The sequence below is a fragment of the Segatella hominis genome, assembly GCF_019249725.2.
Classification (GTDB): Bacteria; Bacteroidota; Bacteroidia; order Bacteroidales; family Bacteroidaceae; genus Prevotella.
In genome coordinates this window covers 2,008,635-2,025,500 of record NZ_CP137559.1, presented here as the reverse complement: position 1 = coordinate 2,025,500, position 16,866 = coordinate 2,008,635, and the positions used below count along the sequence as shown (strand labels likewise).

General features: G+C 39.8%; 10 protein-coding genes. 6 read left to right on the top strand and 4 right to left on the bottom strand.

Features of this window, described 5'->3' with window-relative positions; genetic code table 11:
• Positions 1–15: 15 nt before the first annotated feature.
• The 4 genes from KUA50_RS08435 to KUA50_RS08420 form a co-directional block, all read right to left on the bottom strand.
• Entirely contained in the window at positions 16–2,715 is a 2,700-nt protein-coding gene (locus KUA50_RS08435) for an Ig-like domain-containing protein (RefSeq protein WP_218457287.1), read from the bottom strand.
• An 18-nt stretch (positions 2,716–2,733) separates the two neighbouring features.
• The gene (locus tag KUA50_RS08430) at positions 2,734–3,234 is read right to left on the bottom strand and encodes a hypothetical protein (RefSeq protein ID WP_218457288.1); all 501 of its coding nucleotides are present in this window, start codon (positions 3,232–3,234) and stop codon (positions 2,734–2,736) included.
• An 85-nt stretch (positions 3,235–3,319) separates the two neighbouring features.
• On the bottom strand, positions 3,320–6,811 hold the full coding sequence (locus tag KUA50_RS08425) for a PL29 family lyase N-terminal domain-containing protein (protein ID WP_218457289.1): 3,492 nt from the start codon (positions 6,809–6,811) through the stop codon (positions 3,320–3,322).
• 129 nt (positions 6,812–6,940) lie between these two features.
• Positions 6,941–7,882: a tyrosine-type recombinase/integrase gene (locus tag KUA50_RS08420; RefSeq protein WP_413777458.1), complete on the bottom strand. Its 942-nt coding sequence runs from the start codon at positions 7,880–7,882 to the stop codon at positions 6,941–6,943.
• Between the two features lie 574 nt (positions 7,883–8,456).
• On the opposite strand from KUA50_RS08420, the gene KUA50_RS08415 reads away from it, so the two are divergent.
• The 6 genes from KUA50_RS08415 to KUA50_RS08390 all read left to right on the top strand — a co-directional run bounded on the left by KUA50_RS08415 (position 8,457) and on the right by KUA50_RS08390 (position 16,795).
• A complete protein-coding gene (locus KUA50_RS08415; protein WP_218457291.1) occupies positions 8,457–11,951 on the top strand; it encodes a hypothetical protein in 3,495 nt (1,164 codons plus the stop codon).
• A 74-nt stretch (positions 11,952–12,025) separates the two neighbouring features.
• Positions 12,026–12,535, top strand: coding sequence for a hypothetical protein (locus KUA50_RS08410; protein ID WP_218457292.1), 510 nt, complete (start codon positions 12,026–12,028; stop codon positions 12,533–12,535).
• The gene (locus KUA50_RS08405; RefSeq protein WP_318346014.1) at positions 12,492–12,926 is read left to right on the top strand and encodes a DUF1573 domain-containing protein; all 435 of its coding nucleotides are present in this window, start codon (positions 12,492–12,494) and stop codon (positions 12,924–12,926) included. The genes KUA50_RS08410 and KUA50_RS08405 overlap by 44 nt, the downstream gene beginning before the upstream one ends.
• Before the next feature lie 9 nt (positions 12,927–12,935).
• On the top strand, positions 12,936–13,439 hold the full coding sequence (locus tag KUA50_RS08400; protein ID WP_218457294.1) for a T9SS type A sorting domain-containing protein: 504 nt from the start codon (positions 12,936–12,938) through the stop codon (positions 13,437–13,439).
• Positions 13,436–15,628 carry a hypothetical protein gene (locus tag KUA50_RS08395; protein WP_218457295.1) on the top strand — a complete coding sequence of 731 codons (2,193 nt, stop codon included), beginning with the start codon at positions 13,436–13,438 and terminating at the stop codon, positions 15,626–15,628. Before KUA50_RS08400 ends, KUA50_RS08395 begins: the two co-directional genes overlap by 4 nt.
• A 33-nt stretch (positions 15,629–15,661) precedes the next feature.
• Positions 15,662–16,795, top strand: a complete 1,134-nt coding sequence (locus KUA50_RS08390; RefSeq protein WP_218457296.1) for an OmpA family protein — start codon at positions 15,662–15,664, stop codon at positions 16,793–16,795.
• Positions 16,796–16,866: the final 71 nt, after the last annotated feature.

The window sequence follows — 16,866 nt, the reverse complement described above, 5'->3', positions numbered from 1 at the left end:
GAAGACTTTCTATATTTACTTCTTGACAACCTTCTTGCCGTTGACGATGTAGATGCCAGGGCGAGACATGTTTTGTACTCGACGGCCCATCAAATCGTAGATGATGCTTGGTTTATTCGAGTCAGTTGTAATCTCATCAATACCAGTAGCCTTGTCGTTGTCAACTTTGTAGACGATTCTCATGACAGGGTTGACCTTGCATTTGCTAGGAGAGATTGATGTAGGGTCAGACAAGTACTTTGCGTAATTGTTGTCGCCAAATGTTCCTATAGGAATGACAAATACATACCTGTCTGATTTCAAGTCACCAGATTTAATTGGGGTATCAAACTCTATCTGGTAAGCATTTGTGTATTCAGGATAGCCTGGCAAGTAATCAATCTTCTTGAAATGCCCAGTTTTTACAGTTCGATATGTATCAGGTTGTACCAATTCTATCATTTTACTTTCGTTGACAACGAAACCGTCGAAATCACCTGCATCTGTTATGCTGAATCCATTCAAGTCAATATCGTGATAATATTCAGACTCAAAAGGTACATACCAAAAACTGTTGTAGCTATAGTCAAATTCAGGATTGTCTGGAACAACTATATCCTGTTTCTTAACAGTAAATGGAACTGTAAATTCCTTATTTGTATAAGTTTGCCCATCCTTGACGCCAAGTATGCTTCCTTTTGAAACCTTAACATAGTAAGTGTCATTGGAAAGTTGACTAAATGGAATCTTCACATTTCCATTGTTTCCTAAAGTCATGTTGAGTTGTCCAATCTCCTTCTGCTCTTTGTTGAGGAGAGAGGCATTTTGCTTATCAGGATTCAAAGACAATCCTGAGTATCCTGCAGTTGACAACTCCAAAATTCCATTATCGGCAGTAAACTCAGTGCAAATAAGCGACATGTGGAAATCAACAGCTGTTGCTTCCTCTGCAGGCTTTGCCGTTTCGGTAAACATAAAGGCATTTGATTGCTTTTCATTGAAGTGCAAGCTCGAAGCAGTAACATCAGTAGAGATTTTACCTGTAGAATGGTTTACCAAAGCATAGGCGTTCAATTCTGTGTCCTCAGAGTTTGTAGTGCAATAACCATAGATACTAAACGTACCTAATACCAATTTGTCATCTACGCCAGATAGAGAGAACTTCTTTAAATCCAATGACTTACCTTTATCTGAAGTTAATCCGTTGACAAAGAAATACTTGCCTCCTTGTGTTTGGAATGTATATTTGCCATCCTCGCAAGAACTTAGGAATGCCGTAGCCTTAGCTTTATTGCTTGTCAATGATACGTTCTCTTCATCATCGACCGAAATATAAAGAACCTTATTGCTCTGACTGATATTGGAAATAGTGTAATATTTTCCAGTTTCAGGCATGGTTATGTTCTTTTCGCTATAAAATGATAGCATAGCTTTTGTAAGCTCTTCGTCAGAAGCAAATGGAACTTGTTCGACAAGATTCTTTAGGGCAATGCGTGCCTCACTATCATCGGCAGGATAACCAACCCCGGTCTTGCTGATCAAATTCTTAGCAGCCAAGTAAGTTTCGGAAACTTCTGGTTCCTTTTCGTATCCAACTTTGTAAGTCAGGGTGAAAGTAGGATTATAAGTTTCTTCCAATTGGTCTTTAATGATGCCCTCATTAATAGTTAACGTATAAATACCCTTTTCTGTAAGTCCTTCTGGAATATCAAAGCTGATGATTACATCTTTAGAAGAAGTGCTAGATCTTTCAATCTTTGCTTTTGCAGCCTTAGCACCATCTTTGTATATATACAACTCATTATTACTTATTGCCATCAAGTGCTTGTCAAATTCCAAAACAATAGGGCTTGACAACTTGTCAATTTCACCCTCTGCAGGTGTAACAGTAGTGTAAGTTAAAGTATTCTTAGGGGTGCTAATAGTAAAATTATAAGTTAGCGCTTTGTTGCAATAGCCACTTGCATCCCAGATACAACCTTCTGGAATGTATATAGTATATTGACCATCAGTAGCAATAGCATTTGAGACACTTAACGTTACTAGATTTCCTTTAGCGGATAATGTAAGAGGATGATGGTTTCCCTCTGCATCAGAAATGTATGCACCAATACCTGATGTATTTAAGGTAATGCTTGAAGCGAAGGTAAGAGTTTCACTTAAGAAGCTACTTAAAACTTTGCTGGCAAAGCTTGTGTTGCTTGGCGATATGATTGATATTGGCTCCTTGTAATAAACAGTGATTTTTTTGATTTCAGAAGCTATACCTGAGTTGTAGAATGAAATAGCATTTACTACTTGCCCTTCATTCTTACTCCAAAACCTCTTATAACGATCTTCGGAAAGGGTTCCAGGCATATTTTCTGAGAGGTTGATATCATACATATCCTTCTCTACCTCAAATTTTACGGAATCCAAGGTTACACCTTCCATACCGCTGATTGTCATAGAGCAACCTCTGCAAAGTTTAAGGAAGTATTCCTTAGGGTCGCTTGTGCTATTGGTTATATACTGCGCCCCAAGATATTGATTCAGTCCTTTTTGGAAGGAAAGGGATAATTTACCTGCGGTAAAAACGCTAGTCGAAACATCTATAGAGGTCAAATTGTTGGAAATAGAAATTTGTGGATTCAACTTCGTAGGATAGGTGAAGTCAAATGTGGAGACAGATGTCTTTTGTCCCCACATAGACAATTCACAAAAAGTAAAAAGCAATAATAATAATAGCTGTTTCATTATTTTTTGTTTTTTCAATTAACGATATTCTTGGTCTATATCTTCAGAAGGTGTCTTAACGCAAAGTTTCCACTCGTCATTGATTTTCACAGGATTGAACATAAATGCCGTTTTTGCTGGGTCACCGGTTCCAGCTTGTTCTGCCGTGGCAAATGTAACCTCATACTTTACGTCATTACATCCTTCCAACTGAAAAGAATAGTAAATTCTCTTGTAGTCCAACACTGGGAATAACTTGAACTGAGCGGCGTATTTTTTCTTGAGTTTATCGCTCAACGGCTTTACTTCCTGCGTAGAGTCTGTATATTCATATAGTGAAGCTAAAACTTTGTCTATGTTACGAGCCTTCAGTTCTTTCATTGCGTTGTCACAAAGTTGAAGCATAGTTGTTGTATCCTCGGCGGTCAGCTGAGAACGGAACTCTTGCACTTGTTGCTCTCTACTTTCTTTTTTCTTGTTGCAAGAAATGAAAGTCAATGTGCAGGCAGCAAAAAATAAAAACAAATAGATTCTTTTCATTTCAAAATGGTTTAAAATTAAAAGAGGATGTGCCTGCTCTTTTAGGCACACCCTCTAATTAGAGCTTTATTTTGGAATCACTAGATTAGTGACCAATTGATGTCTGTACATCCAAGATGATTTCTGTATTGAACGTACCCCATGTGTAACCAATTGTTACAGGAATCTTCAAGGAGAAGTTGTTTACAACGTCACCATTGTTGGTGTAGAGAATTCTTCCGAACAGAGCCTTGTTTGCATTCATGTAAGTCTGCAAAGCAGCGTTCTGAGCCTCAGAATTGTAGCGTGAAAGGTTGAAGTTGTAAGTCTGAACACCACGAACAGCCTTGCCAGTTGCATCCAAGAAGTACAACTCAAGTGCATTTGAAACACTTGACAATGGAACGAAGTTAGAACCATTGTTCAAAGTAGTCTCGATCTTGCTGTAATCAACAGTGATGCTGTTGATGCCATAGTAAGCCCAGAACCACAAGTTCTCACCCCACATCTTACTCTTTGCAAAGTATGTGTCACGCTTAGCGTCATTAAGTTCTGTTTCTGCCTTGTAATTTTTGTAGAGGTTTGTCTCTACACCACGCCAATCGTAGAACTTGAAGTTGTCAATGAAGTTGATGACATTACCGTTTGTCTTTGCATCGATAACACCATTAGACTTCTTAGAAATCAAGTTGATTGGACGCTCCCAGCTTACGATGAATGAACCATCCTCAACAACCTCGGCAAGGTTGCAGACAGTCTTAGAAGATGCAACAACACTTACGTATGCACTCAACTCATCTGTAAGAGTCTTCTCTTCATCGTAACCCTTGGCATTCAAGAGCTTCTTGCTAACAGCATTCTTTGTAAGTGAGATAACACCATTGCTCTGGTCCATAACAGCAATCTCTGTAGGAGTAGCAGAAGAACCCTTCTTCACTGCATACAATTTAGCATTGTTGAATGCACCAGCGCCATAGTTGATAGCGCAAACCTTAACAGCATTAGCAAAGTCTGCGTAAGGATGTGTATGGAGAGCGTCGTACTTGCAAACGACCTTATCGTGGTTTGTACCATTACCAGAGGTTGTAATAACATATGTCTCACCATCCTGTGCTGTCAATTCGATAGTCTTAGGAGTGAAGAAATACTTATAGTTCTTGCCTGCCAATGAAGAAATCTTGTTTCCATTCATGGTTGTTTCAATACCACGAGTAATAGAATTGATATCGCCTCCATCGTATGGGTTGACTGCATCGAAGATGATACCATCATTACCCAATGTCAATGGACGTGTTGACATATCATTCTTGTACCAGTATTCTTTGATTCTATCACCGAATGTGTTGGTAGCGAGCTGCTTTCTAGTGATAGTTGTTTCCATCTTCACATAGATGTAAGGATACTTAGCCTCAATCTGATCCTTAGCATTGAAACGGATGTAACGTACTAATGTCACAGAAGCTTTGTCGTGCAACAACTTCTCAACCTGTTCAGCAGGAATAACCCAACGCCATGTATGGTTGGTTGTACCTGTACCATCCTTTGTATAGAATACATCACCAATAGAATTGTCTGGAGTCATTGTACCCTTTGTTGCCAATGGTGCAGCATACATATTCAATTTATTGGTACCATCAATAATGTCAGCCTCATAACCATGGTCAAAGTCTTCCTTAGACATGTTCAATTCTTGAGTCAACATATAGTCGTTGAACTGCTCCCATGTTGTCTGGAATACATCAACGTCATTACACTGATCGAATACAACATCTTGGTTGTTCCACTTGTTTACAACATGGTTGTCCTTAGCCTGTTTTGTAATGTGAAGCAAGATGTAACCATCGAGAACAACATTGTCCTCTGTGATAGTCTCACCACGTGTTACGAGAACCTGTACTAATGGCTCACGACCAACAGAAGCTTCCGCTGCAAGACCAGCCTTCAAGTTTTCATCAACATTCTGAGCACGGAACTTGCCATCTCCAAGTGATTTCAAGAAGTGAGAATCTGATGTCTGGTTATCACCAGCCTTGTACATTACAGGGATAAAGTGGAAAGTCAAGCCCCACTCCTTAGCCTGCTCAGGTGTTAAAGTCTTTGTCTCTGAGGTTGCCATGTAATCCTTGATATTCTCCTTTGTCAAGTGAATACCGACATAGTCATTCAAGTCAATCTCTGTATTGTTCTCGTAGTACAACTCAAGAGCTGCATGACGTTCATCTTGAAGAGCCTCCTTTGGAGTATCCCATACGTGAACCTTGCCCTTACCTACGCCACAAGCCTCATCACCAGTCTGAGCAATGTGATTACCATCCGCATCCTTAGGTCCACGGATATAATCAGGATCTTTCGTCCATACCAAGCCCTCTACCTTAGCCTTAGTTGGCTGGAGTAAAGCATAATCAGAAACGATATCGTTGCCCTCATTGTTCTTAACCTTCAATGCGACGGTATTAGCATTGTTCCAAGTCTCGGTATCAGTAACCTTGTTCTTGGTTGGAGCTGGGTTCAACTTATCAGGATGAGCAACCTGCAAACCTACAGTCAAAACACCATCATTAGCGATATTAAACAATGTTGTACCTGCATAATTCTTTTCAGGAGAAGTTACACCAAGTTCAGCAGCTGTTGCACGTGTGTAAAGAACTGCTGGGTTGAGAACGTTGAATCCATCAACATTAGCATATGCCAACTTAGCATTTACAGGGTTTGCATGATAGTCAACAGCCCAAGCTGGACCATACACGAAAGCCTTGTTGTTATCCTTGTAGTCAACACCAAGGTTCTGTACGGTTACACCATCATGGTTTGTGCAAGCACCTGCAACATTCTGCTTCTTCAAGCTAGTACCATTCAAGTATGGATATTCAATCATCTCAATACCGTCGAGGTAGAACTTAGGCATGAATACCAAGCTTGTCAAGTCACCAGTCATTGAGATAACAACCTTACCATTTTGACCTTCACCACCTTTAACACCAAACAATGTCAATGTCTTAGCATTGTCATCTTTAATAGCAGTGATTACACCAGTACCAATGAAGCTAATGTTTGTTGACTCAACCTTTTCACCATCTTGGTAGATGTCGAAGCAACCTGTTTCTGCGTTAGGTACGTAGTACTTGCCGTTTACACCTGCAGTTCCTGTGCCAGTAGAGCCTGCTGCGCCAGTATCACCCTTGTCGCCTTTGTCTCCCTTGTCACCCTTGTCGCCTTTGTCACCTTTGTCTCCCTTGTCACCTTTGGTTCCAAGTGCGTAGTACTCGGTTTTAACACCATCTTTTACCCAATAACCATCGGCACCGATAGTCCAAGCGGTACCAGGTGTACCATCGGCACCCTTCTCACCATTGTTGATAGTGAAAGTGTCACCGTTGTTAAGCTTTACAGTTACACCACTTGTAGCTTTCTCTACGCTTGTGATGACGCAACCTTCCTTAATCAACTTTGAGATTTCCTCAATAGCTGACTTGTTGGCATCGATTTGCTGCTGCAAATTCTGAATGTCATCATCGTAGTCCTTACAAGAAGTAACCATGCTTGTAGATGCAATAGCTAATGCACCCATAAGCAATACGCTAAAATACTTTCTTTTCATACGATAAAAATTAATTAAACATTGTATATATTAACTACTTTATTCTATGCTTTTTCTCTCTATCTTCTGACGAGAGATATTATACATAGCTTATCGTTCGTATTCCAAGAAAGTTTCTTCGTCCTTTATCTATTTCTTTTTGTCAGATTTGGTAATGGCAGCAATTAGCTTGTCGTTGCATCGGTCAATTGCTTCAGCATCCACACTCTGTAGATATATCTGAGTAGTTTTCTCTGAATTGTGCCCCATGCCATCGCAAATCACGCTGAGAGGAATATTCTTCTGTCGGGCTATTGTAGCCCAAGAATGTCGAGCTACATACATGGTAAGATTGGTTCCTAAGTTTAGCTGCTTTCCTAATCGTTTCAAAGCCGTGTTGATAATACATTGTGTATAATGATATTGGAATCGGAGACTTTTCTCGCTGTTTTCATCTAATATGCCAAACAAGTGGACGCCGTCTTTAGAACTGTTTCTATCCACCAATTCCTGCATTTCCTTTCGCCAAGCGATTTTTAATTCCTGACCAGTCTTCTTCCTTTTATATATAAGGTACGTGTTGTTGAGGTCAGTCTTTTTGAGATACGCTATATCTACAAACGACATGCCTCTGGTGTAAAAGCTGAACAGGAAAAGGTCACGTGCCAATGCTTCGTTCTTATTCGTGATATGGGCTTGGGCTATTTTCCGTATGGTCTGGATAGGTATTGCTCTTTTAGCAGTTTTTGTCATTGTCGTGAATACATGACTGAAAGGCTTTTTATCTGCAATGGTTCCACTTTTGACAGCCCTGTTGTAGATAGCTCGCAAAATCCGCATGTAGAAGGAAATGGTATTGAGAGTGAGCTTCTTCTGTTTGAGATAACTCTCATAGCCTTCTATCATCTTGCTGTCTATATCTTCCATAAGTATTTCCACCTTATTAATATATAGGCAGAAACTATTCAAGGCACTTTGGTAAGTTTCTGCTAATCTGAGTTTGTTCTGTTGAAGAAATTGTGTTCTTAGCTGATCTACAAAAGAAGGAAGGGAAGTGTTATGGCTTTCGGCAGCCGTACTCTTAGGGACGATAGATAAATCATTAGAAAGAGTATGTACAGTGCAAGTTGCATTCTGTGTGTTTGTAAACCTGATGACAAGTTCGTCATTTTTGCTTAATATTATATTCTCTGGAATTTCAATTTTTAAAACCATATTATTCTTATTTACTATTTTATATGATGATATGCATAGAATAAAGAATAAGGGCATTCATTGTTTAAGAGAATAAGGTATTCTATGCTTTAATAACGTAAAAAGGAGGAATATATTGAATTGTGAATGACATTTCTTCAATAGATTTTGATGAGTAAGTATCAAAAAAGATTCATTTTGATGCTTTATACATAGTAATCAGAAATATAAGGCACGGCCAAGAAGGTTACAGAAATGTTAAAAAGGGCAATATTTACCCTGTTTCAACAATCTACAACAAGAAAATAAAGGATTTTTGATGTTTTTTTTCAAAAATCCTTTTATTTATTTGCATGTTTCAATATTTTTGTGTAAGTTTGCACCGAAATATAATATCTCTCGTCAGGAGATAGAGAGAAAAAGCATAGAATAAAGTAGTTAATATATACAATGTTTAATTAATTTTTATCGTATGAAAAGAAAGTTTTTTAGTGCTTTGCTTATGGGTGCGATGGTTGTTGCAGCCACAAGTACAGTTACGTCTTGTAAGGATTACGATGACGACATCAATAACTTGCAGAGCCAAGTTGATGCATTGTCTACCTTAAAGACGATTAAGACTGACCTTGAGAAGGAGATCACTGATCTTAAGTCTCAATTGGAAGCAGCTGATGGTCAATTGCAGACAGCGATTGCAAACAAAGCTGACGCAAAGACAGTAACAGACCTCGCATCTAAGGTGTCAAGCCTTGAGTCTCGTATCGATAATGCAGAGAATACCTTGAAAGAGGTAAATGCTGCTATCGACACAAATAAGGGCGACATCAAGAAATTGAACGCAGATTTAGCTTCAGTAAACGAGACTTTGGCAAGATTAGACAAAGGCTTGACAGATGAAGAGACTGCTCGCAAGGCTATTGCTGCTGACTTGAAGGAGCAGACAAAAGCTCTTGAGGCATTGCAAACCAAGGTGGCAAACCTTCCTGGCATGACAGAAGAGCAGAAAGCTGCTATCGATAAGCAGATTAACGATTTGCAGAAGACTCTTCAAGATCAAATCACAGAGTTGTCATCATCTATCACAGGCAACACTACCGACATCAAGACTTTGAAAGATGAGACTATTCCAAGTCTCTTGAAGCAGATTGAAGGTTTGAATAAGGAACTCGCAACATTAAACGTGTTCGTTTCTAGCCAACTTCGCAGCTTGACTTTCATTCCTGAAGCATATTATTGGGGTGTTGAGGCTTTGAAGGCCATCACTCTTGACTATGCTTATATCACAGACTCAAAGTGGGCTGCTGCTTCTGCTGATAAGAAAGAGGCTGTAGGTTATGACAATTGCGAACGCTACGATCATGCTGAGGGTTCTACTGCTAAGGATTTGGTAGCTCACTACCACATGAATCCTTCTACTGCAGTTGCTCCTGATTTCGTAACCATCCTTGACGATGACAAGAACTTTGAGACTGAAGGTCACGTAACTCGTGCTTCTGCTGCAGGTATCAGTGTTAAGAGCTTTGCAAAGAATGAGACTACAGGTCAGCTCGACGTTACATTGAAGTTCAATGATCCTAACAAGATTAAGAGCGTAAAGAACGATTCTTACATCACAGTATTTGCTACACAGGCAAAATATGCTAACAAGCAGGCTGACAAGGATACAACTGTAACTTCAGATTACGCAGCTGTTTACAAGACAACTATCACAGACTTGGTATTGTCTCACACAAAGACTGGTGATGAAAACAGCTTCACAGGTCAGGAGAACACTTGTGTAAAGGACTTCGGAAACAAGTATGACAACTTGCACTCTACTGACAATTGTACTTTGGACGAGACCAAGAAACTGCACTTGATTCCTTCTGTATTTGATGCAATGGCTATCAAGTATCAGGATATTTGCCAGTATGACAAGACTTTGGATCTCTCTAAGTTGGTAGAGACACACTATGCAGATGCTAATGGTAATCACAAGGTATTGTCTGCACAGGAATTGAAAGACTACGGCTTGGAGTACAAGTTTGAATTGACAGCAAGCTACGAGGGTACTAACAAAACCAGCGAGGCTGCTCACGCTGCAATCAAGGGTACTACATTCCGTCCACAGTTCCCTAAGACTGATGGTAAGGCTTACTCATGGGATGAGTTCGATACAGAAAAGGCTAAGGAATTGAAGGAAGGCAAGACCGAAGCAGAATTCTCTGACTATGTACGTTCTCACTCTGTAAACCGTCAGCCAATCGTACGTGTTACTCTCGTTGACATCAACAATGGCAACCGCGTATTGGATTATGGTTACATCAAGATCAGAATCTCAGACAAGGCTACAGAGGAAATCGTTAAGCCAAATGTAGTTATCAACTATACTGGCGACCCTATCAATTACAACTCTGAGTGTGTTCCTGCAGCATTCAAATTCTCTACAACATGGAATCAGATTGAGTACGATGTATTGCGTACTTTGAATCTCCACAAGGCAGAGTTTGATGCAAACTATGAGAACAATGGTCAGCTTGTTATTAATGGAAGGGATGTTGTTAAGCAGTTCAAGCCTTCAACAATCACCACTACAAAGGCAACTGAGGCTGATGAGCTTAACCCATACGTAGGTGTAGTTGTTGACAACTATGATGCAGAGAGTCCTGAGACTTCTACATTCACATGGACAATCTCTTCTTCAGAGCTTGAAAAGGCACTCTATGGCAAGAAGAGCCATGACCCATTCACTGTAGCCGTGAAATACGAGTCTAAGGATAAGACTAAGTATCCTGACTTGTACATCGTACTGAAGACTGGTGCCATCACCATCGCAGCTCCATCAGGTGAATTCTTGAAGGCTGATGGTAGTGATCGTATCAAGGAGTATTGGTACAAGGACAACGGCAACAGTGCGAATGATCATGGTTTCGCTGAAATTCACGCTCAGACATTGAGTCCTGAGGATCCAAATGCAGGTTCTGTAGCAAAGAATTTGGACGACAGATTCTCTGACGTATTTGCTGGTAATGACATCGTCCTCTCATCAGTAACTGACGTTACATCAACAAAGGACTTCGCTCCTAATAAGCGTCACTACAACTTTGTATTCTCTGCAAGCAATAATGGTAAGAAATTCAATGGTATTGAGACTCTTTCTACAGGTGATTACCAGGTTGTAACATGGACTTTGGGTGTATCAGCTGATGGTAAGAAGTTGATGGCTGTCGAGAAGAATGGCGTTGTTATTACAGCGCAGGAAATTGCAAGCATTGATGGCAGCTATTGCGATGCAACAGGCATCAAGGCTCAGAAGATTTCTTACGCTCACACTGTCGCTGCACACTCTCTGTTGAACTATGTTGCTCACAACAAGTTGGCTGATGATGTATTGAAGGCTATTGTTGCTCTGAAGGTTAAGACTACCGTCTGCGAGCATGAACTTGCTTTAACCAACAAAGAGTTCAACGTACGCTTCCTCCGTCCAATCAATGTTGCTGGTGTAAACAAGGAACTTGAGGACGCACAAGACAATAAGCAGATGATTAGCCTCTATGACATGGTAACATTGAGCGACTGGCGTGATTACGGCTTCGCAAACCATGCTTCATATTGGACTTTCTACAACATCAAGGATATCCGTGTAATCGGTAACTATAACTTCGGTACAGAAAGCGATCAGGAAACAGGTATTATCAACCCATTCATCTACACAACGATGACAAAGGGTGGACAGAATAATAATACTTTGGATCAGAAGGTTAAGCAGAGCACAATCTCTAACCAGGTATTGTTCCGTGCAGTTAAGGATGCTACTGCTACTACAGGTAAGGCTAAGTATGGTTACTTGTTGTATGAGAACTTGAGTTCTACAGTACAGGAATTCACCGTACGTGTTCCTCTTGAGGTAACCTACGAATGGGGTACAGTTGTAACTTATGCTGATGTTAAGATCAAGAATACCCACTCTAACGCAAAGCGCTTCTAAATTATATTAAAAATATAATGACTTAAAAAGGGAGGAGGTTCATGCCTCCTCCCTTTATTTTTATTTTAAAGATTATGAAATACTTATCAAAATATTCATCTCTCGCTTTAGCAATATGCTTATCTATGGTATCATGCAAAAGCAATCAAAAAGACAAGATAGATGAAACTTACATCAGACCAGCTTCTGTAGAGTTCACGGCCAAAGACACCTCAAGCATAGACAGTTTGGTAAAAATGTTTGTTCAGTATGCCAATAATGGCGACTTAAGCAATGCATCATCCATGCTTCATGTTGTAGAAAAAGGTAAAATTGCCGAGCTACCAGTGGAAAAGCGACAAAAGTTTGAAATCATCATGACAAAATTTCCTTTCCACGGCTGTGAGGAAAATTCCATCCATCTGGAAGGAGAAAAGGACAACAAAATAGGCATTTTCTTTAAGATCGCTCCTAATGCAGATGTAAGAACAGGGTCAGGCTGCATCAAACTCGTGCTCAACCCAGTCAGAATTGATAACGTTTGGTATTTAACTTTGCGTGATGAAGATGCAGAAGGCATACAACACATGGACGATCAATATTAAATATTGTGTTGTCTTTTTGATTTTTACAATTATTGCATGTACGAATCATGCTAATATAAAACACAAAGGAGCATACATAGATATTGAGAACAAAGAAATAGAAGTAGGTGCACTAAAAAAGGATGCAACGAAACACATCTATAAAGTACCAATACTCAATTCAGGCGATACTCCCTTGGAAATTACAGAAGTATTATCTAGTTGTTATTGTGCAAGTGCAGATATGCCTAAAGAGCCAATACAACCAGGTGATACTTATCAAATGGAAATAGTTTTGGATGTCAGTGAAATGGAGGTACAAAATCCATTTATCAGAGAATTCTATATCAAGTCGAATGCGGTAAATGGAACAGAAACTATCATCAGTCTGACAGGTTCCATCACAAAATAACAAACAACTATGACTTCAGTTATCAAATACAGTATTATATTCGTATTACTTGTTATTGGCTCTTTAGTTTCAAGAGCCAATGACAATAATTATCTCTTGGCTTTGACATACACAGAAGATGGTGAAGGTTCCAAAACTACATACGTAAAACTTACAGAGAAACCAATCATTTCATTTTCTGCAAAAAACATAGAGATTAGTGGAGTCAACATATCTTTGCTATACGAGAATGTTACATCCATCAGTTTTGTAGATGAAGAAACCACCAACATAGATGATATCTCTACGAAAAACAAAGAAATTCCTCAAATTGCTTTCCTTAGCAATTCAACACTGTTAGTCTCAGGATTAATTCAAGGAGGCAAGGTTACTCTATATTCCATTGATGGTAAGGTTCTATCTCAGCAACCAGCCAATGAAGAAGGAAAAGCCTCAATATCATTGGAGAACCTTCCAAATGGTGCGTATGTAGTAAAGACGAATAAGAAATCATTTAAGATCTTAAAGAAATGAGAAAATATATACTTTCAAGCTTACTGGGCTTATTTATAGGTGCTTGTCCTTCTTTCGGTCAGCATAAGGTAATCATCACTTTAAACGACGGTACCACCATAGAAAAGTATGTGTGGCAAGTCAAAGATATCACTTTTGGCGAAGTATCACCTATCGTCGTACCTCAACCTGATGAGACGACTGCTGTTGATCTTGGGTTGAGCGTAAAATGGGCAAGTTTCAATATAGGCGCTTCATCCGAAGAAGAAAAAGGATTACTGTTAGGTTGGGGAGACATCACAGGACTTAATACAAGCCGTGACTTAAACTACTTCCCTTCCCTCTATCCTAAAGGCGACATCGTAAACACAAAATACGACTTCGTGAAAACATCATGGGGAGACAAATGGAGATTGCCTTCTACAAAAGAAACACAGGAACTCATCGACAAATGTACTTGGACTGCAGTAGAAGATGAGAACCAAAAAGTAAAAGGCTATATGGTTACAGGTCCTAATGGAAATCACATATATATGCCTTGCACATCAAAGCGAGATGGTAATATCCTTGATGAAAACAATCAAGGTTGCTACTATTGGACAGGTATGCTATCATCCAACAACAGCAATAAAGCAAGTTACCTCTCAATTACAACAGATGACACGAAGAATGTATCAACCCATATAGATTTAGAAAATCGATATATGGGATTCGCCATGAGACCAGTCTATGGCGACTACCAGGCAGGAATTAATCTGCAAGTTTCCGAAGCCAATGCCATAACCAATACAGGAGCAAGAATATTCGTATTGTATTCGGGTGATGTAGAGAACATATCAAAACTTGGCATTCGCTATGCTACCAGTTCAAACGACATTGAAGACAATTATAAAACTTTAGAAATTGACAATAGCCAATTGACTGAAGCTGGTCAAAATTTCTTTGATATCAATGGACTTGGGTATAATACGACATGCTATTATCGAGCTTTTGCAACTATCAATGGCAAAGACTCTTTAACTAATATAAAATCATTCACTACAGATACTAAGTATTCTGTAGAATGGGTTGACTTAGGTCTTCCTTCTGGGTTAAAGTGGGCCCAATACAACTTGGGTGCTAAAAGCGAAGATGAATATGGCAATTTCTTTGCATGGGGAGACAATAATGAGAAATATACTTCCCAAGGCGACTACGACTGGAACTACATCTATCAAGCACCTACCAACATCAGTGGAAGCAAAGATTATGACCCAGCCACATACATATTAGGAAAAGGTGCTCATATGCCTAATGGATATGACTTCATAGAACTAAGAGAAAAGTGTACCTGGGAGTCTGTCAGCTCACCTATCAGAGGCTGGAAAGTAATAGGCCCTAACGGAAATTCTATCTTCTTACCATATAATGGTAATCGACAAGCAGAAGGAAATACATACCAGCAGAATACCAATGCTTATTATTGGACGAGCGAAGCTAACTCGTTGGCATTGGGCGTATATTACACCTTCTCATCATCTGCACAACTTTCAGGAAGATTACAAAATGCCTCTAAATATCTGGGAATGGGAATCAGACCTGTATTAGGCAAATCCAATACCACAGATCCTACAAAAGGTGAAATAATAGTAAATCCTTCTCCTTATGATGGAGCTGCCGTAGATTTGGGATTGTCTGTTTATTGGGCATCATATAATGTTGGAGCAACTACTTCTTCAGAAGCAGGCAATAAATATGCCTGGGGAGAAACCAGCACCAAAGGAGAAGGAAAAGCAGAGAATTATACATTAGATAACTATTCTTTATATACTAACGGAGCATATATCCACGAAGGTATTGAGGAAATAGCAGGAACTGACTATGATGTGGCTCACAAAGAATGGGGTGGCGATTGGAAAATGCCTAACTATACTGAGATGCTGGAACTTACAACAGAATGTGACTGGACATGGACAACTGAGAATGGCGTAGCAGGTTATAAAATAACACCTAAGGATCATTCAAACACAAATAGTATTTTCATGCCTGTCACTGAAGAAGGCAGTGAGGATGGTAGTTATTGGTCAAGCACCATGTACACTCTCCAGGATGCTTTTAGATATAACTCTGCATATTATCTTGAGTTTTCAAAAAATGGCGGAGTTTCACACAGCAATTACTATTATAGATATATTGGTCGTCACATCCGTCCTGTAAAAATTAAAAGATAAAATATGAATCTTAAACATTAAAAATATAAAGTTATGAAAACATTTAAATCAATCCTTACTGTTGCTGCCTTAACTTTAGGTACAACAGCTGCAATGGCACAAGCCACCTACACTGATAAAGATGGCAATGAGTACACATTCAAGAAGCACGCATTCCTCAACTTGCAGGGTGGTGCTCAGTACACTCTTGGTGAGGCTAAGTTTGGTGACTTGATTTCTCCTAACGTACAGTTGGGATTGGGCTACCAGTTCTCTCCAGTATTCGCTATGCGCCTCCAGGCTAATGGATGGCAGAGCAAGGGTGGATGGGCTGCTTATCGAGAGAAAGTCGGTGATACTCCATTCTCTGCTGACTATAAATTCAACTATGTGGCACCAGGATTAGACTTCATGTTCAATTTGAGCAACCTCTTCTGCGGCTGGAATCCAAACCGTGTATTCAATCTTAGCGCATTCGTGGGAGGTGGTGCCAACATCGCTTGGAAGAACGATGAGGTGAACGATATTGCCAAGACGCTGGAGTCTCTCGACAAATACAACTTAGAGTATCTCTGGGATGGTACTAAGGTTCGTCCTTTCGGCCGTGCAGGTATCGACTTGGAGTTCAAGGTGAGCAAGGCTGTCAGCATCATGTTGGAAGGAAATGCCAATATCACTACCGATAAATACAACTCTAAGAAAGCAGGCAACGCTGACTGGTATTTCAATGCCCTCGCTGGTCTTCGCATCAACCTCGGCAAGAGCTACACCAAGACTGAGCCTGTGAAGGAGACTCCACGCCCTGTCGAGGAGTATGTAAAACCAGAGCCAAAGCCACAGCCAAAGGTGGAGGAGAAAAAGGTAGAAGAAATCAGACGTGATGTATTCTTCGTTATCAACTCTAACAAGATTGCTTCTAATGAAGAGAGCAAGATCAAAGAGGTGGTTGACTTCCTGAATGCTAACCCAGACGCTAAGGTAGTCGTAACAGGTTATGCTGATGCTGGTACAGGTAATGACAGAATCAATGATGCGATTTCTGCAAAGCGTGCTGCAGCTGTAGTGAAGGTCCTCAAAGAGAAATATGGTATTGAAAAATCTAGAATCACTGAAGATTCAAAGGGTGCTCGTGTTCAACCATTCTCAGAGAATGACAAAAACCGTGTTACTATCATGGTTGCTAAGTAATGACATCTTGATAAAGAGCTTAGTAAGATATTTACTATAGGTAATAAAAAGTCCGAAACAGATAGCTGATA